Source organism: Bacteroidales bacterium (assembly GCA_035299085.1).
Taxonomy (GTDB): domain Bacteria; phylum Bacteroidota; class Bacteroidia; order Bacteroidales; family UBA10428; genus UBA5072.
Genome location: DATGXG010000014.1, coordinates 150,660 through 172,977, shown reverse-complemented (window position 1 = coordinate 172,977; position 22,318 = coordinate 150,660). Strand labels below are relative to the sequence as shown.

The following is a 22,318-nucleotide window of genomic DNA, read 5'->3' as shown; positions in this document are numbered from 1 at the left end:
AAAGTAATTTGCGATTTACGATTTACGATTTACGATTTACGAATTACGATTTTGGGATTTTGGGATTTTGGAATCGTAAATCGTAAATCTGAAATCGTAAATAATAAAAATTCTACATCGGGAAACTAATTGTAAATACGGTTTCCCCCGGTTTCGAATTCACAAAGATGCTGCCGCCGTGCAGGTTCATAATCTGACGCGAAAGACTGAGGCCTATTCCGGTTCCTTCAGGCTTCGTGGTAAAGAAAGGCACAAAAATACTTTCGCTGATTTCACTGTCAATTCCCGGCCCGTTATCCTGAACGGTAACCTGTATCCTGTCGTGCATTGAAACGCACGATAACCGGATTTCGGGGGAATTTACAGCGACCAGTGCCTCCGCGGCATTCCTCAACAGGTTGATCAGCACATGTTCTACCAGTTTTTCATCACACAGTATCCTGAGATCTTTTGACGAAACAAATACTGAGAATTTGATATTCCGGCTCTGAAAATCGTTTTGCATCAGCTTTCCCACCTGGTCCATCAGTTTTGAAGCAGCGATATAAGAAAAGTCGGGCGCCGGTGTTTTTGAAAGACTCCTGTAAGATTCCATGAACGCTGCAATGCCCTTGCTTCTTTTGCGGATTGCCTGCAATCCGTCCACAATCTCCTTTTTCTGATTTTCACTAAGCGTCTCATTATTTTCGAGAATATTTATAATTCCCGATGCAGTAAGGGTAACCGGACTAACCGAATTCACAATCTCATGAATAAAAACCCGGATCAGTTTCTGCCATGATTCCACTTCATTCTGTTCAAGTTCCTGCCTGATATTCTGCAAAGAAAGTAAAGTCAGCGTCCTGTCTCCGATCCATATTTTTTTGCTGCGAACCGAAAGTTGCACCTCATTGCCATTCTGCTCCAGCCTGACAGTGGTTTTTGCCCCGGGCCTTGTATGTTCAGGAAGGAACTCCTTTAAATCACTGAACTTTTTCGTTCCCAACAATTGCGTAGCTGCCTTATTAATAAGTACTATATCATGATTTTCATCATGAACGATCAGACCCGTTCCGGCATGATCGAAAACTGCCCTGAAAAACCGGTAATCTTCCTCCTTTTCGCTTCTCAGGTTGGCCAGGATGAAAATCACTTCATTCATTCGTTCATGCAAATCGCGAAATGCAGGGTCGCTCTTGGCCAGATCAAAATGTCTTACCGTATCCTGGTCCCTTACCACTTCGAAAAAACGAGCCAGGTCACGGTTCACTTTTCTGACATGGCAGAACAAGGCCACACACAGCAATATCCATACAATAGTCACATTATAAAAGGTAATCCAGGCATGAAGTCCGAATGCGAGCCACCCGAGCAAAAGACTTACTCCTGCCAACGATACGATGAGCACTATCAGCGTGAGGCTGTATTTACCGGATATCATATTTCCTGAGCTTTTCATACAATGTTGACCTGTTGATTCCAAGTGAGGCTGCCGTTGCGGATATATTGCCTTTATTCTTTTCGATTGCCTTTTTTATCAGGTTCATTTCATGATCTTCAAGGTTGAAACCTTCCGGTTCTGCTGCTTTCCTGCTTCCCATTTCATTGAATGAAAGCAAATCGTCATCACACAAAATGACGGCTTTTTCCATGGCATGCTGTAGTTCCCTCACATTACCGGGCCAGTTGTAACGGGTAAGGGCATCCATTGATTTTTCATCAATGTCCTTTATCTTTTTCGAATATTTCGAAGCGTACATTTTCACGTAAAACTCAGCCAAAGCCGGGATGTCTTCAGGTCGTTGTCTTAACGGCGGAACTTCAATTACAATGGTGTTCAGCCGAAATAACAGGTCCTGCCTGAAGGTGCCTTCGCCTACCATTTTCTCCAGAGGCATATTGGTGGCACATATAAGCCTGAAATCCACTGAAACCGGAGTTGTTGAACCCAGTCGGGTTATCGTCTTTTCCTGCAGAACCGACAAAAGCTTGGACTGCATGGGCAGGCTAAGGTTACCGATCTCATCGAGAAACAGGGTTCCGTGATTGGCAAGTTCAAAACGCCCTGCCCTGGCTTCTTTTGCGTCGGTAAAAGCTCCTTTGACATGACCGAAAAGCTCACTTTCAAAAAGTGTGTCCGGAATGGCGGTAATATTGACTGAAATGAAAATCTCATCTTTTCTGGAAGAAAGCCTGTGAATCTCACGGGCAACAACCTCTTTACCGGTTCCGTTTTCCCCCAGAATCAGCACGCTTGCATCGGTGGGTGCTACTTTTTGCACCATGCGGGTAACCGATTTCATTAAGTCTGAAACGGGTTCGCAAAACACAAACTGCCTTGAATTCCCTTCATTCAGATGTTTCTGCTTTTGCCTTAGATCCTGTATTTCTTTTTTTGACTGCGCTATGGCAACAGCCGAAAGTACTGTAGACAGTATTTTATCTTCATCCCACGATTTCTGAATGAAATCGGTGGCCCCTTCTTTCATAGCCCTCACGGCAAGTTCCACATCACCAAATGCAGTAATGAGAATTACAGAAATGAGCGGCTGATGTTCAAGAATCCGCTTCATCCAGAATAATCCCTCATTCCCTGAATTAATGCCTGCTGTAAAATTCATATCCAGCAATACCACATCAAAGCTTTCTTTGCGGATGGTTTCCGGGATCAGGTTCGGGTTTTTCAATACCGATACGCTTTCAACATGGGGAGCCAGGAACAATTTCAGTCCTGCCAGCAGGTCGGCATTATCATCAACAATCAGCAGTCTGCCCTTTTGTCGCATTTTTTACTATTTATTCAAAGGTCTGTAATCTGTCTGAAAAATCAACAAGAAGTGTCCGGAAATCCAACAGGTATTTAGCGATCATTAAGGTATATAATTCATTTTCAACCTTATAATTTTTTGGCATATACTTGGATATTTCACGAAAAAACCAAATTGTTATGAACCTGAATTTCCGTCTTGCTTTCCGGTTTCTTTGGAAAAACAAATTGTACTCGTTTATAAATATTGTAGGGCTGTCGCTTGGACTGGCCTGCTGTTTTATTATCCTGCTGCATATACGTTATGAAACCGGCTTTGATCAGTTTCATGAAAAGAAGGACAGGATTGCAGTGGTTATGCATGAAGACTGGTCATACACCCCTTTTGTTCTGGCCGATGCTTTACCCGGCTTTTTTCCTGAAATAGAAAAGACAGTCCGTTTTGCGGGACTTGACTGGTCGGGATTTTATATTCTCACTGATAAAGGATATGTAAGAGACCATAATATTATCTACTCCGATTCCACTTTTTTTGACATTTTTACTTTCCCGCTCGTAAATGGCGATCCCTCGAAAATTCTGCGATCACCTGACCGTATCATGATTGCCGAATCCAAAGCACTTAAATATTTCGGCACTACTGACGTAGCAGGCAAAACCATTACAGCCCGCGTTTTTAACGAAAATCATGTTTTCACCATTGAAGGCGTATTCAGGGATATTCCCGAACAATCCAATTTCCATGCGGGCTTTATCACTTCAATAAAATTTGGTTTGAAGATCATGGGAGAAAATATGCGCCACAACTGGGGAGCTAATTCAATGCAGACTTATGTACTGCTAAAAAAACCCGGGCAGTTCAAAACCGTTTCAGACCGGTTTCCTGATTTTGTTAACAAAGTCGTACCAAAAGGACCTGAAGAACAGAAGTTCAATTACAGCCTGCAGCCTGTTACAAGAATACACCTGTACTCGAAAAACCCCGGAGCTATAATGGAACCACAGGGCAGTATAACCAGGGTAATCATATTTGCATCCATTGCGGTGCTGGTGCTGGCCATAGCGGTAATCAATTTCATATTGCTGTCGCTTGCCTTGTCGTACCAGCGTATCAAGGAATTCGGCATCCGCAAAGTTGTAGGTGCTTCGCATGGAGACCTGGTGTCGCTGGTTCGTACTGAATTTCTGATTGTCTTTATCCTTGCCGCCCAGATATCGCTGATGCTGGTTGAACTGGCCATACCCTGGTTTAAATCGCATCTTGGTCTCGTTGTATATAAAGGAATCTTCTCAAATGCCGGATTACTGGCTGCATTTCTTGTACTTGTATTTGTTTTGGGTTTCCTGTCGAGCCTGTATATCACGCTGAACGTATCACGAGTGGCGCCCATTGAAAGCCTGCGAAATAAGCTGCCGGCCACAAGAAGCCTGGTTCCTGCAAGAAGTGTTTTGTTTATTCTTCAGTTCACCATCATGGCCGGACTACTGATTTGCCTCCTTGTGATGCAGAAACAGTTGTGGCTTGTGCGCCATAAGGACCTCGGTTACCGGAAGGAGGAACTTTTATCGATTAAGGTTCCTCAATTCGTTAACCTGTTTTCCGGAATCAATAACACGTCCGACAAATACAGGCTTTTCACGGAGGAGCTTAAAAAAGTGCCTGGTATAAAAGGTGTTTCCGGGGCCAATTACATTCCTCCCACCGATCAGTGGTGGCTTAATTATTACAAACTCCCGGGCTCGGATGAGAAATTTGATCTTGAACAAATCCAGGGAGATTACGGCCTTGTTGAGACGCTGGGCATTAAAATGGTTGCGGGACGGACCTTTTCGCCCGAATACGGAAGCGACAGCACGGCCATATTAATTAATGAAGCAGCCGTGAAGAAAATGGGATTTAAAACTGCCCAGGAAGCCATTGACAATTACATTCTTCCGGACGGTCCGGAGAATCCTGTAAAATTAAATATAATCGGTGTATTCGGTAATTTTCATATCCGGTCGCTTTATGATGAGATCAAGCCTATGTCGGTTGCTTACAATACCCAGATCATCCAGCAACTTGCCGTAAGGCTTGAGGCGGGTGATAACAGGAAAACCATTGAAGATCTGAAGAAATTATGGAGCACGGTATATCCGGATGATCCCATTGAAATTACCTGGGTTAATGAAGGATTGCACCAGAGCTATGTGAAAGACGACCAGTCCTATTCGCTTGTCAGCATGTTTTCTTTCATGTCGCTTATGATTGCACTGATGGGACTTTTCGGCCTATCAACCAATGCAGTTGAAAGAAGAACCAAGGAAACCGGGATACGCAAAGTAAACGGAGCACAGCCTGCCGATATATTGATTGTCCTTTCAAAGCAGTTCCTGATCTGGATTATGCTTGCCTTCTGCATCGCCATACCGGCTTCATGGTATGCGATGCACAGGTGGCTTCAGCATTTTGCCTACCGTACTGAAATTTCATGGTGGGTATACCTGGCAGCGCTGATGATTTCAATAGCAATAGCACTTATAACAATAGCCTGGCAGACTTACAGGGCTGCAAGGATGAACCCGGTGGAGGCGTTGAGGTATGAGTAGTTTGTTTCAAATGGTTTCAGGTTGTTCCAAGGTTGTTTCATATGGTTCCAAAATTGTTCCAAATTGTTCCAAATTGTTCCAAATTGTTCCAAATTGTTCCAAATTATTCTAATGAATGGAACTTTGAAACAACTTTGAAACAACTTTGAAACAACTTTGAAACAGCATGAAAACTACCTCACAGAGAACTTATAAATAGTCGTCTGAGTATATTTTTCTCCCGGCTTCAGCACCGTTGAAGGGAACTGTGGTTTATTCGGTGAATCTGGGAAATGCTGGGTTTCCAGACAGAATCCATAATGCAGGTTATACACAACTCCGTCATGGCCTGCAAACCTGCCATTGAGGAAGTTGCCCGAATAAAACTGGATGCCCGGTTCGGTGGTGAAGGCTTCCATTACCCTGCCTGATGCAGGATCATAAACTTCAGCAGCTTTTACAAATTCCCCGGCTTTATTCCTTAATTTATAGTTGATGTCATATCCGCCCTTCACGCTGTCGATTCTCTCACCAATGGCATGGGGTGATGTAAAATCAAAAGCAGTGCCTGCAACCGGTGCAAGGACGCCTGTGGGAATCAGAGTGGCGTCAGTTGGTGTAATTGAATCGGCCAAAAGTGTTAGTTCATGTCCCAGGATATCCGTCTTTCCGCCGTTCAGGTTGAAGTAGCTGTGATTCGTCAGATTAAGGACAGTCGGTTTGTCGGTCTCGGCTTCGTAATATAGTTTTATCTCATTGCTGTCGGTCAGCACATAGGTAACATGGACCTTAAGATTGCCGGGGAAGCCTTCTTCCATATCGGGGCTTGTTCTGACCAGGCTTACAACAAGTGAATCGGCATTGGCATAAGCGGTATCCACCGTGAAAACATGCTTGCCGAATCCCTTCATACCGCCATGTAACGTATTGGGACCATCATTGGCCGCGAGTTTATATTCAGTACCTTCGAGTGTAAATTTAGCTCCTCCAATCCGGTTTCCGAAGCGGCCAATTGTAGCGCCGAAATTCGGATGGTCAAGCAGATACTGGTCAAGTTTATCGAATCCAAGCACCACATTGCCGATTGAATCATTTTTATCAGGAACACCTACGTATGTAAGAATGCCGCCATAATTGGTTATTTTTATCGTCATTCCTTTCAGGTTGGTGAGTGTGTAAAGCTGCACAGGCATGCTATCCACGGTTCCCCAGTTTTCCATTGTAAGTTTATTTTCAGCGGGTGCCGGTTTTTTCGTACAGGCTGCCATTACAGTAGAAACGGCGAAAACAAGCAAGAAGAATTTTTTCATGGGTTTTACTTATTTGGTTATTGTTTGCCAGTTGAAATGAAGCGATAAATATAAACATTTTATTACTGGCATATTTCTGAGAATTACGCAAAATAGTCCCGACGCTCAAAAAGACCGTTATGGCCGGCATTATGCTCAAAACCTACCATAATGCCGCTCCTAGCGGAGCTTTTGAGTTATCAAACCTGCATATTTCTACCGTAATGCCGCTCCTAGCGGAGCTTACCCTTGTCTATTTACATGCATTATGGCAGGCCCATAGGGCCGGCATTATGGTAGCAAAGTCCTCATAGGAACAACATCAAAGGCCCATAGGGCCGGCATTATGGTAGCCGCGAGCTTACCCTTGTATACCGTGCACTATGGCGGGTGTATATCATTTTATGAAATTTTAACTATAATTGTAGTAGATAAATAATTTTTATAGTTACATTTGCTTAACAAAATGTTTTTTATGAAAGAAATTACAAAAGCGCAGGAAGATCTGTTAAAAGCCCTCTGGAAAATTAAGGAAGGCGCCGTAAGCGATATTCTGGATAACCTTCCTGAGCCCAAACCTGCTTATAACACTGTGGCCACAGTGATCAAAGTACTTGAAAAGAAAGGGTATGTTTCACACAAGACATACGGAAAAACCCACGTGTATTACCCGGTTGTTACCCAGAAAGAGTATGCCCAATATATATTAAAGGACACGTTCAGGGGACTCTTCAACGGTTCAATAAACCAACTGGTTTCCACCTTTGTAAAAAGTAAGGAAATCAGCCTGGCTGAACTTGAAGAACTACGCGAGATAGTGGAGAAAGAGATTCATAATAAAAAGCAATAGTATGGAAATCCTGCGTTATACACTCATTGCATCGGTTTGTCTGGGTTTCTTTTACATAGCTTACCGTTTGTTGTTCCGGCAGTGTGTAAACTTTCAGCATGCCCGGATATTCCTTGTTGCCTCTATGATCCTCTCACTGATAATCCCCCTCTCAGGTTATACGATCCATACCGGCTGGTTTCAGAAAAAACAGGCAGTACAGGTAGTACTTACCGGTACAAACCCTGTAAATGTCATTCCTGCAGGCAAACAGTCAAATCATGGATTATGGCTTGTTTTTCTTAAACATAACCTGAAGAAAATTGCGATCGGAGTATACCTGGCCATTGCAGGAATTTTACTGATCCGGATCCTGGCCATGCTGATTATCCTGAGATTGCAATACGGAAAATCATACAAGGTGCATCTCGCTGATTGCATCTTGCTGTATAATCACCGGTTTCAAACCACATTTTCGTTTTTCCGGTGGATTTTTATTCATCCTGTTCCGGATGATTCCGATCTGGAACAGATCATTACCCATGAAAAAGTGCATGTAAACCAGTACCATTCCTTTGACATCCTGCTGATTGAACTGCTAACGGCCGTAATGTGGTTCAATCCGTTTGCCTGGATGCTGAAAGGCTCTTTGCAACTGGTACATGAATACCAGGCTGATGACGGGGCGCTCCGAACCGGTATTGACAAATCAAAGTACCAGGCGCTTTTGATCAACCAGGTCACTGAAGAAAGGCTTGTAGCGCTTTCTTCAAGCTTCAATCAATCATTAATTAAAAAAAGAATCATTATGATGACTAAATCAAAAATCAGGAAAAATACACTTTCACGGCTGCTTGCTATTGTGCCGGTGGCTTTGCTCGTGTTTATAGTTATGGCAGGATTCAATGGAGCAACAAGCCCGGACACAAAGACATCCAATGATGTTGTGCGTCCCGACACGGTAATTAAAAAGACTATAATTAAAAAGGTAAGCAAGGATCATCCGAATGATACTATTGTAACCGAAAAGGAAGAAGTATTGACCGGAAAAGATGCAGAAGATGAGGTGATGAAAGTACGCATGGGCGAAGATTCCCACTCATGGGATGTAACGGTAGCAAGTCCCGATCATAAGCATGTAGCCCATAGCACCAGCGTTACACACAGTGAGGATGTTTCGCACAGCGGAAATGTTTCACATAGCGAAACTATATCACATAGCGATGACCAAGGGGGAACAAGGCGCTATACCGTGCATATCGATGACGACAAATCGGTTCGCGAAGAAGATTTCGGAGATTCTGTCAAAACCGTTATTGTGATCAAAGATGACGGGGATAAGGTTAAACACGAAGAAAGAAAAGTGATTATCAGGCATTCAGGGGATGAACCGGCTTCCAGAATACTTTATCTTGTAGATGGCAAGCCTGTGGAAAATCTTGAATCACTTGATCCCAAACAAATTGAGTCCATGACTGTGTTAAATAAGAAAGAAACTATGGAAAAATACACGAAAGAAGATTATGATGGTGTTATACTAATTAATATGAAGAAAGGAACGAAGTAAAGGAATCGTCATTGCGACGAGTGATATAAAATCGTCATTGCGAGGAGCTTGACAAATAACTGATTATAGCAGAATTTTAAGTCGACGAAGTAATCTGCCCGCACAGGAAGAACCTAACCAAGAAATACAGGAAAATTGCCGTACTTACTCTTGGCTAGGCCCTGCCTGTGCTAGCAGATTGCTTCGTCGCGATTAATTGTATTATAATCAAAGATTTTCAAGCTCCTCGCAATGACGTGCTTTTCACGGCGCCCTTTTATTAATCCCTTCTCCTTCTTCTCCTTTTTGCACCGGCGCCGCCCAGCAATCCCCAGCCTCCGCTGCCCAAAAGAAAACCGAATGCGTACCAGGTCCCGTTATTATTTTGGGCATACATGGTGATTTTATCATTGAACAGGCTTACCACAAAATCGACAGGTGCAATGATTCCGTGCCACAATCCGGCCCAGAAACCATATTTCTCACCTGTAAGACATGTATCCACCACCTGGTTGTGGGCGCAAGATGAGACCGAAATAACCATTACCGCGATGGCAACCGTAATAAAAAGGATGTTTTTTTGTTTCATGTTTTTTGGTATTTAGTCTGTTAGTCTGTTAGTCTGTTGGTCAGTCTCTGGTCTAATGGTCTGGGACCTATGGGACGAATGAGACCCATGGGACTAGTCACCCATTCTCCCCTTCTCCCCTTCTCCCCCTCTCCCAGTCTCCTCTCACATCTTCTCAAGCTCCGAAGTAATAAACTTCACTTCTTCAGCACTTAAAGTAACCCCGGCAGCGCCGGCGTTTTCAATCGCCTGGGCGCTATTGCGGGCACCTACAAGCGCCACTGTAATTCCGGGCTGTTCAAGCGTCCAACGGATAACCAGTTGTGTAAGCGTTGCGTTTTTGCTTTCGGCCAGCGGTTTTATCTTTTGAAGAAAGGCATTCACACGATTGATGCTGTCATCGGTATAAAACTGGTTGCCTTTCCTTGTATCGCCTTCATTAAAATGATGTCCCGGTTTAATTTTGCCGGTAAGGAGACCACGTTGTAAGGGACTATAAACAATAATGGCTTTACTATTTTTGATTGAGTAAGGAACGAGATCCTTTTCAATATCCCTGTATACCATGCTATAAGGGACCTGGTTGGAAGCCAGGTTAATTGTTTTTGCAGCTTCTTCCATCTGCGCGGGAGAATAATTGCAGACACCGGCAGCCCTGATTTTACCGGCGGCCAGAAGCTTGTCCAGGGCTTTCATGGTTTCGGATACCGGTGTGGTGTTATCAGGCCAATGGATCTGGAACAGGTCAATATAATCGGTTTTCAGTCGGGTCAGGCATTCTTCACATTCACGGATCACAGATTCGGCGGATGCAAACTTATGCATGTTGATCGGCCTGCCCTGGTTATCCGTGCTTTTAAAGAAGAACTCTCCTTCAGTTGTATCCCAACGCAACCCGAATTTGGTAAGAATCTGTATGTTGGAACGGTCAATGCCCCTGATGGCTTCGCCGACAATTTCTTCGCTTAAACCCTGTCCATAGGCAGGTGCAGTATCGATTGACGTCACTCCGTGGTCAATGGAAACCCTTATTGCATCCAATGCGTCCCTGCGGTCGGCACCACCCCACATCCAGCCGCCAATTGCCCATGCACCAAAAGTAACCGCTGAAACTTCAACACCTGATGACCCGAGTTTTCTTTTTTCCATAATTTGTTTTTGCTTTTCGGAACAACCTTAAACAAATATAGTTCAAATCCGGCAACAGGGAATCAGCAGTCGGTAATTGGGGGTCGGTAATCGGTAATCGGTGGTCGGTATTCGGTGTCATCAATGACCTACAAACGCAACAAATCACGTCACATCCAGTCGGGATGTGACGTGATAAATGGCGTTCTGCGAATCTTTAAAACAAATATTATCCTTTTGCAGGACGGGCAGGTTTAGCGGCAGGTTTTTTAGCCGGGGCAGCCTTCTTTGCAGGAGCAGCCTTTTTAACTGCAGCCTTCTTGGGAGCGGCTTTTTTAGGTGCTGCTTTTTTTACTGCCGGTTTTTTTGCAGCGGCTTTTTTGGGAGCAGCTTTTTTAGCTGCGGCTTTCTTTGGAGCTGCCTTCTTCGGAGCGGCTTTTTTAGCTGCAGCTTTCTTTGGAGCAGCTTTCTTTGCTGTGGCTTTTTTAGGAGCTGCCTTTTTGGGTGCTGCTTTTTTGGCTGCCGGTTTTGCCTTAGCTTTCTTCTTCAGATCGTCAATTGTATTCTCTACATATTTCTCGGCTTTCTTTACTGCCTTTGTAGCCTTTTTAAATGTCTGGCTTTTTTTTACCTTATCTACGGAATCATCAAGAATGTCATCAGCTTTATCTATGAGTTTTTTTGCCTTTGACAACAACCCCGTGTTTTTGGGGGCCTTTTTATTATTCGTATTAGCCATTTGGGTAAAGTATTAAATTAATAGTCAGGGTAAAATAAATAAAAAAATGCGGAGGTGTTTGGGCTTAAGGCAAATAGATATAAACAATTGATTATATAATTGTTGATATAAATTTTTTTTTACCTTCACGCCAATTAAAATCGGCCATGAGAGAAACCCTTGTAAACGATAAAATACGCGTCATTGAAGGCGATGACAAGATCTACCGGTATATTGCAGTAAATAAATGCACACTTGATCTCGACACGGTTCAAAAAATGACTGTTGTGGGAGATACATGGTGCGGCGAGTGCCTGTGCGCAAACCTCATCGACATCCGCGATATGTTGTTTGTTGATTCAAAAACACGTGAATACGCTGCGGCCCAATACAGGCCTCATGTAGCGGGAACAGCCATCCTCATGGATTCAAAATTCACAAGTTATTTTGCCAATATATTCCTGAAATTCAATAAGCCTAAGGTTCCTACTCGTCTTTTCACTGAAGAGAATGCTGCAATCTCCTGGTTAAAGGAGCAAATGGCCAAAAGAAGTAACCCATAACCCGACTCTGACAGGTCTTTACTCCTTACTCCTTACTCCTTACTCTTTACTCCTTACTCACTTCACAGGAACGAATTCAAGATAATCATAATTCATGTTGCCGCTGGCCATTGTTTTCAGCGTGATTACCTGCTTTCCCTTTTTGAGAGTTATTGAACCCAGGCTGTCTAGTTTGTTCCAGTGATGCCATTGCCTCCAGGCCACTGTATCTGCATCCTTATAGGTAGATGGAACTTTCATGGCGCCTGTGCTTTCCTGCCGTTCATTCACCACTTCAATTTCGCCGCCCCGGTTTGAGGTAAACATCAACCCGATCTTATATTTCCCTGCCTTATTCACATCCACGCTGTAGCAAATCCATTCGCCGGGTTCAGTCCATCCGACGTAAAGCTGGTTCATTTCGGGCATCACATCATTGTAAGGATTATCATCCGTGCCGTTTGTTTTTGTGTAGGAAATATCAACGCCTTCATTCATCCTGAATTCATTGTAAAAACTGCCGTTTGCCGGGTTCAGCCTGCCACTGCCGTTATTCACACTATCCGTATCGTGATAGCTTATGCCCTCTCCCCCGGTATCATAAAATTCGCACTGAATCCTGCCCGGAATGGACTGTATTTTATTTTCGAAGGGTTTTCCTGTAAAGGGTTTACTGCACGAGATAATCAGGGTTAACGTTAGAAGGATGATGAGAAGGTTTTTCATATTGATATTTAGTCTGTTAGGCTGTAGTCTGTAGTCTGTAGTCTGTTAGGAAAACTTCTTAAATCTTAAATCGGTGTACCTTGTTCGATATTTTTCAGGGACGTTAGCGACGATAGGGACATTAGGGACTCTAGGGACCGATCTCCAGCATCCAGTATCTAGTATCCAGCATCCAGTATCAAGTATCCAGTATCCAGCATCCAGCATCCAGTATCCAGCATCCGTATCCAGCATCCAATATCAGGTCTCCCATTCACCCCTTCACCCCTTCACCCAGTCTCCCCGTCTCCCCTTCTTCCCCGTCTCCCCGTCTCCCATCTCACCTCTCCCCTCAAATAACCTTTCCCTGATTTTATTAATCTTCTTTATCCGGTCTTCCGACCAGGTGCGGTATGCATCATCAACAAACTCAAATAATACAAGCGATTTCTGATAGAATGGCAGGCTGTCAGATATTTTGTTCCTGGCGTAATTCAGTTCGGCTTCCGCATACATCAGTTCTGCGAGGATTTCAAGGTGTTGATGGGTATAATTATGGTCTTCAAGCAATGTTTTGGTGAGTTTATCAGCCGGTATTTCCTGGAAAAAAGCGGAGTCCTTCCGGAGCATGGTAAGATAGGCTTCTCCGATAGATTCCTCAGCCTGTGTGAACTGCCGCTTTTTGATCATTCCAAACATGGCTCTCAGCAATTCACCCAACATTTCAATCATGCGGAGGATATAGTCTTTCTGGTACATGTTGAAAATATAACCGATTAAAAGTACAAATTGTAATTGAACTGTGTAACTTAAAGTTAAATTTAGATGTCCTATTGCTGTAAAATTACTATCCCCGTCGTCATAATTAAAAACCATTAATTTCATCCTATGAAAACGAATTTCCTGATATTATCTTTCATACTTCTTTTTAGTAGTATAACAAATGGACAGCGCTTCATTAGTGCCCACGAAGACAGTCTCCTGAACCTGTTGTCAGAAAGGAACCAATCCATGGGAAGTGTAGCCGTACTTACCGATGGAAATGTTTTGTATGCCAAATCATTTGGCTATCGTGAAACATCACCGGAGAAACTGCCATCCGATATCAAAACGCATTACAGGATCGGATCCATCTCAAAAATGTTTACCACTGTACTGATTATGCAAATGGTCGAAAAGGGCAAAATAAGCCTGGCAACAACATTAGACAAGTATTATCCCTCGGTTCCAAACTCTGGTAAAATCACTATCGGTGAAATGCTGAGTCACCGCAGCGGCATTCACAGTTTTACCAATGACTCACTCTACATGACATATTACCAGAAGCCTATGACCCATGATCAGATGCTGGATATCATTTCGAAAAACAAGCCTGATTTCGAACCGGATACTAAAGCCGACTACAGCAATACGAACTTTTATTTACTGGGACTCATAGTAGAAAAATTATATGGCAAACCTTACGGCGAAGTGCTTAAGAACCAGATCTGCTCAAAGATCGGGCTTTCCCAGACATATTATGGAGCAAAAACCGATTTAAACAAGAATGAATGCTATTCCTTTGAATATATAAACGACTGGGTAAAACAGCCTGAGACCGACATGAGTATACCCCATGGCGCTGGTTCAATTGTTTCAACTCCTTCTGATCTTACCAAATTTATTTATGCCTTATTTAACGGGAAATTGATATCCCAACAGAGCCTTGATCAGATGACCACCATCAAGGATAATTTCGGACTGGGAATGCTTCAATTTCCATACGACGATAAAAAGGTGTACGGTCACACAGGCGGTATTGATGGATTCAGTTCAGTACTTTGTTACGTTCCGGAGGATAAGGTTGCTTTTGCCGTTTGCTCGAACGGAACGCGCTATAAGCTCAATGATATACTTCTGAGCACGGTGAATAATTATTATGGTGTTCCTGACAAATTGCCTGAGTTTACAACCTATGCCGTTAAAGCGGAAGACCTGGTAAAATACGAGGGAGTGTATGCATGCCCGGATATACCTATTAAGGTAACCATTAAGTCACGCGACGGAAAGTTGTTCGGTCAGGGAACTGATCAGCCGGAAATTCCATTGGAATCAACAGAAGAAGATGTCTTTACTTTTCAGCAGGCCGGCATAGTTATGAGATTTCAGCCTGACAACAATACCTTTATTCTTGAACAGGGAGGGGGAAAATTTACGTTTAAGAAAGAATAATTAAACCTCATATCCCATGGAACCACTTGTATTAACAGATCAATCGGTTAATCCGACTGATGAACTGATTTTTTCAATCATTAAAGAAAACAAGGAACACTGGATAAACCTTATGGCAGCCATTCACCGGAAATTCCCGGGTTCTGCCGGTGAATGGCGTTATTACAACGACGGCAAGAGCTGGCTTTTCAAAATGACTCTGAAAAAGAAAACCCTGTTCTGGCTAGGTGTTCAACAGGATACCTTCAGGGTAACCTATTATTTTGGTGATAAGGCAGAAACGGCAATTGAAAACAGCACCCTGCCCGCCTCTGTCATAAGCGACTTTATGAACGGCCGTCGATTCGGGAAACTAAGGGCAATAACATTCAAAATGTATTCATCTGCTGATGTGGAAAATGCTTTAGTAACAGCGGAAATAAAAAGTAAGTTTTTGTAACCGGTGGCTGGTAACTGGTGACTGGTAACTGGTGACTCGTAAACAACTAGTCACCAGTCACTAGTCACAGTCACAGTTCTTCTTGTTTATTCGCCCCTAAAATCCTATCTTCGGCTCTGATTTCAAAAGTTATACATGATGGATAAATGGTGGTTTGCCGAAGCCGATGCTGTTGCACAGAAACTCGATACCGACATTGAAAGTGGTCTTCCTACCGAAGAAATACATGCCAGACAACAAAAATACGGGCCGAACCAACTCCAGGAAAAAAAAGGACGTTCACCTATAGCTCTCTTCCTTGACCAGTTCAAGGATTTCATGATCTGGGTTCTGATTGGGGCCGCCCTGGTCTCCGGGTTCCTGAGCGAATGGGTAGATGCCATTGCCATTATCTGTATTGTTATCCTGAATGCAGTTCTTGGATTTGTGCAGGAATACAGGGCTGAGAAATCGCTCGCCGCACTTAAAAAACTTTCATCTCCCAATACAAAGGTTATCCGCAACGGCAGGCACCTTGTTGTGCCTTCTTCGGAGATTGTTCCCGGTGATCTTGTAGAAATGGAAGCCGGGGATTATGTTCCGGCCGACAGCCGCGTTGTGTATGCTACAGGCAACACATCCACACACGAAGCCAGCCTCACCGGAGAATCCACACCGGTGACAAAGTCGGCTTCCCGACTTGAAAATGAAGATACCGCTCTGGCCGATCGTACCAATATGCTGTATATGGGCACATCGGTAGTTTCAGGAAAGACTAGGGCCATTGTAACAGGCACCGGTATGAATACCGAGCTGGGCAAAATTGCGGGTATGATCCAGGAGATAGAAGACACAACCACTCCTCTCCAAGATAAACTGAAAGAATTCGGAAAAATCATCTTGTTTATTGTTTTTGGCCTTGTAGCCATTATTTTCCTTATTGGCTATTTCAGGGGTGAAGAAGTTGTGGGTTTATTCCTGTCCGCTGTTAGTCTTGCCGTGGCAGCCATACCCGAAGGATTACCAGCCGTGGTTACCATTGCACTGGCCCTGGGAGTACAACGCATGGTCAAACGGAATTGCATAATTCGGAAACTGCCGTCAGTAGAAACTCTTGGCAGTACTTCAGTCATTTGCTCCGACAAAACCGGTACGCTTACGAAGAATGAAATGACCGTGCAGTCGGTTTTTCATGCCGGCGAATTTTACGATATATCCGGAATTGGCTATAACCCGACCGGAGAATTCACTCATGGAAAGAAGAAGGTTGATCCTATGGGAAATCCCGGCTTACAGAAGCTGATCCATGGATGTGTACTGTGTAACGGTGCCCAACTGGTAAAGGACGGCCAGGTATTCCGAATTGTCGGTGACCCCACTGAAGGCGCACTGCTCACCATGGCGGGAAAAGCAGGGTCGGATAAGAAATCACTTGAAAACCAGTTCCCATTTGTTGAAGAAATACCCTTTGATTCCGACAGGAAACAAATGTCGATCCTCAGGAAGGACGGAGACCGATTTGTAGCATTTGTCAAGGGCGCCCCGGATATTCTCCTTGGAAACTGCAGCAATGCTGAAGAAAACGGGAATGTGACCGGACTGAATCCTGAAAAGCGCAACTCGATAATGAAGGCGAACGCTGATCTGGCCGATAAAGCAATGAGAGTACTGGGAGTTGCCTACCGTGAATTTGATCAGATGCCGCAGGATATTGAAGCCGCACACGTCGAACGGGAACTCACGTTCCTTGGCCTGATCGCCATGATTGACCCTCCGCGTCCCGAGGTTAAAATAGCCATGAAAGAATGCCGCTCGGCAGGTATCAAATCGGTAATGATTACAGGCGATCACAAAAACACGGCTGTTGCCATCGCACGCGACCTTGGATTTTACCAGGAAGATTCACTGGCTTTTACAGGGGATGAACTCGACAAAATGCCCGAGGATGAATTCAGGAAACATGTGGATAAGACGGTTGTATATGCCCGTGTTTCTCCGGAACATAAAATGAGGATCGTTAAGGCATGGCAGGATAAAGGACATGTGGTGGCCATGACAGGTGACGGCGTGAATGACGCGCCTGCTGTTAAGGAAGCCAATATCGGTGTGGCCATGGGAATTACAGGTACCGATGTTACAAAGGAAGTGTCCGAGATGGTGATTACCGATGACAATTTCGCCTCAATTGTTGCCGCGGTTGAAGAAGGACGCGGTATTTATTCAAACATCCGCAAATTCATCCATTACCTTCTTTCATGTAATGTCGGTGAAATCCTGGTAATGTTTGTTGCCTCGGTGATCGGTTTGCCCATTCCCCTGCTTCCCATTCACATTCTGTGGATTAACCTTGTGACAGACGGACTCCCCGCACTGGCGCTGGGTGTGGATCCAACCGACAAAGACGTGATGAGACGCAAACCAAGGCCAAAAGAAGAATCGGTTCTCACCAGGAAAATGGGAGGTACCATCATGATCCAGGGGGTATTTATTGCATTTTGTGCTTTGCTTGCTTTCAGCCTTGTATACTTTGTTGAACACGAAAGTCTCGAACGTGCCCGCACTGCATGTTTCATTGTACTTGCCTGCAGCCAGCTGTTTCATTCATTCAATTGCAGAAGCAATACCAAATCAATCTTCAAATTGGGAATCATGTCGAATCCCCAGCTGGTTTATGCTGCACTGATCTCTTTTGCCCTTCAGATGGCCGTAGTTTACGTGCCCTTTTTACAGAGTGTGTTTAAAACCATTCCGCTGGGCTGGTTTGATTGGGTAATGGTAATAGTGATATCGTCATTCCCGCTTATGGCCATGGAACTGGTAAAGCTGATCAAACATGTAACCCGAAAATGAGGTTACTGATTTGAAACATACTTTTTCTTCTCACGTATCGTTGTTATTGAGTTGAAATTCATCCATTAAACCAATGATTCATGAAGCGTGTTGTGATGCATGACTGTGTACTGAGAGGCTTCATAACAGCGCTTGTTATTCTTTGTGTCTGCATTCCGGCACAAAGCCAGACCCAGCCACCGAAATACCAGCCTCCCGAAACCCGGATCCTTTTTATTTTCGATGCCTCACAAAGCATGGCCGGAACCTGGCAAAAGGAGACAAAGATCTCAATTGCCCGGAATGTGCTGATTCATATAATCGACAGCCTGGAGCAATTATCCAATGTAAAAATGGCGCTGCGGATTTACGGACACCAGAGTCCGGTTCCACCCCAGAACTGCAACGACACAAAGCTTGAAGTGCCTTTTGCCAGCGATAACGCACCTCTTATAAGACAGAAACTCCGTTTTCTCGTGCCCAAAGGAACTACACCCATTGCCTACTCACTTCAAATGGGAGGAAGCGATTTCCCCCCGGATGTGGAAAACTGCCGGAATATAATCATCCTGATTACTGACGGCGTTGAAGCCTGTGACGGTGATGCATGCCAGGTTTCACAGGACCTGCAAAAGCAGGGTATTATACTCAAGCCCTTTGTAATCGGAATAGGCATTGATGAAAATTTTGAACAGACATTCAACTGCATCGGAAATTATTACAATGCACAATATGAAGAAAAGCTGAAGGAGGTAATGAAGGTTGTTATCAGCCAGGCCCTGGATGCCACAACTGCCCAGATAAACCTTCTTGATTCAGACGGGAATCCTACCGAAACGAATGTGAATTGTACATTCTACGATAACAATTCAGGAAAGATCTATTACAATTACATTCATACCCTGAACCACAGGGGGCTTCCGGATACCCTTACCCTTGATCAGCTTCCTACATATCACATGCGTGTGCACACCCTGCCACCAGTGGATGTTTACAACATCAGGCTCGTTCCCGGCAAACACACCATCATTGCGGCCGACGTGCCACAGGGAACGCTGCTGCTTAAAACGCCCGATGCCGTTCAGTACCGGGGCCTTGAATTTATAGTAAGAAAGGCAGGTGATATGAACACCCTGAACATGCAGAAAATGTATTCCGAAGAAAAATACATCGTAGGCAAATATGACCTTGAGATTCCGGTTTTACCAAGGATTTACCTGAAAGATGTGGATATAAAGCAAAGTCATACCACTACCGTTGAAATTCAGCGGCCGGGACTTGTTACTTTCCTGCGCTCGGCAGTCGGATTCGGAAGTGTGTATTTAAGAAAGAGTACGACGGAAGAGGAATGGGTGTACAATCTCGACAACACGGTGAAAAATGAGACCCTTCAGCTGCAGCCCGCCAAATACAGGGTTGTGTTCAGGGCATTAAATGCTAAACAGACGTTATATACAGTTAGCAAAACTTTCGAGGTGCGATCAGGAAGTACCGAGGTGGTTCAGTTATATTAATTCATACCGGCATCAGTCAAATGGCCGAATCACAGGCAAATTACAGCGACAGGGAGTTAATGGAACTTTTCAGGATGCCTGGAAAGAAAGAAACCGCTTTTAACCTCATCGTCAGAAAATATAAAGAAAAGATGTACTGGCATATCCGGAAGCTTGTGATCAGCCATGAAGATTCGGATGATGTACTACAGAATACATTTATTAAAGTGTGGAACGCACTTGAGAGCTTCCGCGAAGACGCCAGCCTCTATACCTGGTTATACAGGATTGCAACCAATGAGGCTCTATCATTCCTGAATAATCGCAAACGGCGCTTTTTGCTGCCTCTTGTGGACGTTGAAAAACAACTGACCAATTCACTTGAGAACGATCCCTGGTTTAACGGCGATGCGTTGCAACTCAAGCTTCAGAAAGCCATTCTTACCCTGCCTGAAAAACAGCGGGTGGTCTTCAACATGAAATATTTCGATGAAATGAAATATGAAGAAATGGCTGAAATTTTGGAAACATCGGTGGGCGCCCTGAAAGCATCGTATCACCATGCCGTAAAAAAAATAGAAAAATTGATCACTGAAGATTAAACCTTTTATACTTTTAATAGTCAAAATATCAGCCGTCAGAACGCAATGGAGCATTCGGAAAAAATAGGGAAATCATTGTCAGGTATAAAAAAGGATAATCCTTTCAAAGTACCTGATCAGTATTTTAGCGACTTCCAGGCCCGGTTGAGTGAAAAAATCAGGGAAGAAAGCAACCAGCCAAAAGTGAAGAAGCTGGTTCCATGGAAAACGTATGCTGCAGCTGCCGTTCTTTTGATTATGGCACTTTTAGGAGGAAGATGGATAATCGGCCTGAGGCAACAGTCAGCTCGATCCGATCTTCATGCCCAGATTTCCGTTATGGTTGAAAATGAATTATATTCGATAAACGAACAGACTATTTTGGATGTAATGGAGCCTGAAGTATTAAATTCATCTGTAAAAGCAGATGAGGCCATGGATTACCTGAATGACAATTCGGATGTAAATGAGTTACTGAATGAATTATAATATTATACCCACCCGGTTATGACAAAACACCTCTACATACTAATTTTACTGGCCTTTACGTGGATTTGCACTGACACATATAGTCAAAACCCGGCGACAAAAAAGCCGGAAACCCTGCAGCAGCAAAAAATGGCCTTTTTCAACGACAAGTTGCAGCTAACTGCTGCGGAGTCGGCTAAATTCTGGCCCATATATAATGATTATCAGAACAGGCGGGATAAAATCACAAAGGACAGGAACACGCTGATGCAATATTTCGAATCGAACCAGGCTAATATGAATGAAAAGGAAGCTTCTGACCTTATTCAGAAGTATGTTGCATTTCAGAAACAGGAGACAGAATTGCTGGAATCGTACACATCAAAATTCAGGGAGTTTCTACCTGCAAAAAAGGTAATGCAGATCTACCAGGTTGAACTCGATTTCAAGAAATGGCTTCTTGAGAACCTGAGACAGAATAAAGTAATTGTTGGCAATCCCCGGAATTAGCCTCTTACAACAAGCGCTTTGATAATATGGGAAACCATTTGCGGGTTTTCCCTCAACCTTCTCGTGCTATAATTATACCAGTCCTTCCCGTAAGGTACGTACACACGCATGGTATGTCCCTTTTCAACAACCGACCTGCGCAGGTCAGGAGTTACACCGTAAAGCATCTGAAATTCATATTTTGACCTATCTATTTTTTTCTCACTGATCATCGACAGGGCGGCAGTTATAAGTTTTTTGTCATGCGTGGCAATGGCTGCATACATATTATTGCTCAGCATGTAATCCAGATCTTCAAGATAGTTGCGGTTAATTTCGCCTTTATTTTTGAACGCCAGTTCAGCCGGCTCATTATAAATGCCTTTGCAGATCCTTATGTTGATCAGTCCGCGTCCGTTGTCAAATTCTTTCAGGTCTTTCAGGTCGCTCATGGTCCGCTTCAGGTAAGCCTGGAGCACAATACCCACGTGACCCGGAAACTCATTGAGCAACCTCTTGTACATTGCCAGTTCCCTGTCGGTACACTGGGTGTCTTCCATGTCGATCCTCACAAACCTTCCATAAGAAGCAGCCTTTGAAACGATATCACGGATATGGCCAAAGCATTGCTCTTCATTGGATAACAGGCTGAACATGGTAGGCTTTACCGAGAAGGAGTTATCGAGATTTTTTGCAGCTGATTCATCAATCAGCCTCATATATTCCTCTTTATAATAGGCCACCATCTCATCACGGGTCTGGAATTCACCCAGTAAGTCCATAGTAGCCTTAATTTTCTGTTTATTCAGATTCTTTGTTACTTCAATCGCATTTTTTAATTCTTTTCCGGCAATGTATCTTTTGCTGAAAACCCACACAAGATCTTTCGGAAAGAAATCGAGCAACTTAACAATCCATCTGTTGAACATCGCAGCGTCGTATTTTTATAATGAAAACAGGGCTAAAATACAATGAAACCGATGCGGAAAACAGGACAATTATCATACGATTGCCTTTGCAGACATGAGATATATCATTTCTGAATAAATATGAATTGATTTTGAGTAATTAGTGATTAGTGATTGGTGACTGGTGATTGGTGACTGGCGACTGGTGATTGGTGACTGGTGATTGGTGACTGGTGATTGGTGAACTGGTGACTGGTTGACACCAGGTTCAAGATGTTCGGT

Annotated in this window: 20 protein-coding genes; 11 read left to right on the top strand and 9 right to left on the bottom strand. The window is 43.8% G+C overall.

Annotated features, from left to right (window positions below):
• Positions 1 to 112: 112 nt before the first annotated feature.
• Both VK179_04305 and VK179_04300 read right to left on the bottom strand, forming a co-directional pair.
• Positions 113 to 1,438 (bottom strand): ATP-binding protein, encoded by a 1,326-nt coding sequence (locus VK179_04305; GenBank protein ID HLO57939.1) that lies wholly within the window; start codon positions 1,436 to 1,438, stop codon positions 113 to 115.
• The gene (locus VK179_04300; protein HLO57938.1) at positions 1,407 to 2,765 is read right to left on the bottom strand and encodes a sigma-54 dependent transcriptional regulator; all 1,359 of its coding nucleotides are present in this window, start codon (positions 2,763 to 2,765) and stop codon (positions 1,407 to 1,409) included. The genes VK179_04305 and VK179_04300 overlap by 32 nt, the downstream gene beginning before the upstream one ends.
• Before the next feature lie 161 nt (positions 2,766 to 2,926).
• Between VK179_04300 and VK179_04295 the strand changes: the two genes are divergently transcribed.
• A complete protein-coding gene (locus VK179_04295) occupies positions 2,927 to 5,335 on the top strand; it encodes an FtsX-like permease family protein (protein HLO57937.1) in 2,409 nt (802 codons plus the stop codon).
• A 173-nt stretch (positions 5,336 to 5,508) separates the two neighbouring features.
• On the opposite strand, the gene VK179_04290 is transcribed toward VK179_04295, so the two are convergent.
• Positions 5,509 to 6,624: an aldose epimerase family protein gene (locus tag VK179_04290; GenBank protein ID HLO57936.1), complete on the bottom strand. Its 1,116-nt coding sequence runs from the start codon at positions 6,622 to 6,624 to the stop codon at positions 5,509 to 5,511.
• Positions 6,625 to 7,078: 454 nt separating this feature from the next.
• On the opposite strand from VK179_04290, the gene VK179_04285 reads away from it, so the two are divergent.
• Positions 7,079 to 7,453: a BlaI/MecI/CopY family transcriptional regulator gene (locus VK179_04285; protein ID HLO57935.1), complete on the top strand. Its 375-nt coding sequence runs from the start codon at positions 7,079 to 7,081 to the stop codon at positions 7,451 to 7,453.
• Position 7,454: 1 nt separating this feature from the next.
• Positions 7,455 to 8,999 carry a M56 family metallopeptidase gene (locus VK179_04280; protein ID HLO57934.1) on the top strand — a complete coding sequence of 515 codons (1,545 nt, stop codon included), beginning with the start codon at positions 7,455 to 7,457 and terminating at the stop codon, positions 8,997 to 8,999.
• Between the two features lie 259 nt (positions 9,000 to 9,258).
• On the opposite strand, the gene VK179_04275 is transcribed toward VK179_04280, so the two are convergent.
• The 3 genes from VK179_04275 to VK179_04265 form a co-directional block, all read right to left on the bottom strand.
• Positions 9,259 to 9,567 (bottom strand): hypothetical protein, encoded by a 309-nt coding sequence (locus VK179_04275; protein HLO57933.1) that lies wholly within the window; start codon positions 9,565 to 9,567, stop codon positions 9,259 to 9,261.
• 144 nt (positions 9,568 to 9,711) lie between these two features.
• Entirely contained in the window at positions 9,712 to 10,695 is a 984-nt protein-coding gene (locus VK179_04270) for an aldo/keto reductase (protein ID HLO57932.1), read from the bottom strand.
• A gap of 208 nt (positions 10,696 to 10,903) precedes the next feature.
• Positions 10,904 to 11,413, bottom strand: a complete 510-nt coding sequence (locus tag VK179_04265; GenBank protein ID HLO57931.1) for a hypothetical protein — start codon at positions 11,411 to 11,413, stop codon at positions 10,904 to 10,906.
• Positions 11,414 to 11,559: 146 nt separating this feature from the next.
• Between VK179_04265 and VK179_04260 the strand changes: the two genes are divergently transcribed.
• Complete coding sequence (locus VK179_04260; protein ID HLO57930.1) at positions 11,560 to 11,955, top strand: hypothetical protein; 396 nt, start codon at positions 11,560 to 11,562, stop codon at positions 11,953 to 11,955.
• A gap of 57 nt (positions 11,956 to 12,012) precedes the next feature.
• On the opposite strand, the gene VK179_04255 is transcribed toward VK179_04260, so the two are convergent.
• Together VK179_04255 and VK179_04250 are read right to left on the bottom strand one after the other, a co-directional pair.
• A complete protein-coding gene (locus VK179_04255; GenBank protein HLO57929.1) occupies positions 12,013 to 12,660 on the bottom strand; it encodes a carbohydrate-binding protein in 648 nt (215 codons plus the stop codon).
• Between the two features lie 261 nt (positions 12,661 to 12,921).
• Complete coding sequence (locus tag VK179_04250) at positions 12,922 to 13,398, bottom strand: hypothetical protein (protein ID HLO57928.1); 477 nt, start codon at positions 13,396 to 13,398, stop codon at positions 12,922 to 12,924.
• 129 nt (positions 13,399 to 13,527) lie between these two features.
• Here VK179_04250 and VK179_04245 point away from each other — a divergent pair, with 129 nt between their 5' ends.
• The 7 genes from VK179_04245 to VK179_04215 all read left to right on the top strand — a co-directional run bounded on the left by VK179_04245 (position 13,528) and on the right by VK179_04215 (position 21,149).
• Positions 13,528 to 14,850, top strand: a complete 1,323-nt coding sequence (locus VK179_04245) for a serine hydrolase domain-containing protein (protein ID HLO57927.1) — start codon at positions 13,528 to 13,530, stop codon at positions 14,848 to 14,850.
• Between the two features lie 16 nt (positions 14,851 to 14,866).
• Positions 14,867 to 15,289, top strand: coding sequence for a DUF3788 family protein (locus VK179_04240; protein HLO57926.1), 423 nt, complete (start codon positions 14,867 to 14,869; stop codon positions 15,287 to 15,289).
• A 135-nt stretch (positions 15,290 to 15,424) separates the two neighbouring features.
• Complete coding sequence (locus tag VK179_04235; GenBank protein ID HLO57925.1) at positions 15,425 to 18,118, top strand: calcium-transporting P-type ATPase, PMR1-type; 2,694 nt, start codon at positions 15,425 to 15,427, stop codon at positions 18,116 to 18,118.
• Positions 18,119 to 18,198: 80 nt separating this feature from the next.
• Positions 18,199 to 19,611, top strand: a complete 1,413-nt coding sequence (locus VK179_04230) for a vWA domain-containing protein (protein HLO57924.1) — start codon at positions 18,199 to 18,201, stop codon at positions 19,609 to 19,611.
• Positions 19,612 to 19,631: 20 nt separating this feature from the next.
• Positions 19,632 to 20,192, top strand: coding sequence for an RNA polymerase sigma factor (locus VK179_04225; protein HLO57923.1), 561 nt, complete (start codon positions 19,632 to 19,634; stop codon positions 20,190 to 20,192).
• A gap of 45 nt (positions 20,193 to 20,237) precedes the next feature.
• Positions 20,238 to 20,660, top strand: coding sequence for a hypothetical protein (locus VK179_04220; GenBank protein HLO57922.1), 423 nt, complete (start codon positions 20,238 to 20,240; stop codon positions 20,658 to 20,660).
• A gap of 18 nt (positions 20,661 to 20,678) precedes the next feature.
• Positions 20,679 to 21,149 (top strand): hypothetical protein, encoded by a 471-nt coding sequence (locus tag VK179_04215; protein ID HLO57921.1) that lies wholly within the window; start codon positions 20,679 to 20,681, stop codon positions 21,147 to 21,149.
• Here VK179_04215 and VK179_04210 read toward each other — a convergent pair.
• On the bottom strand, positions 21,146 to 22,057 hold the full coding sequence (locus VK179_04210; GenBank protein ID HLO57920.1) for a proline dehydrogenase family protein: 912 nt from the start codon (positions 22,055 to 22,057) through the stop codon (positions 21,146 to 21,148). The genes VK179_04215 and VK179_04210 overlap by 4 nt on opposite strands.
• Positions 22,058 to 22,318: the final 261 nt, after the last annotated feature.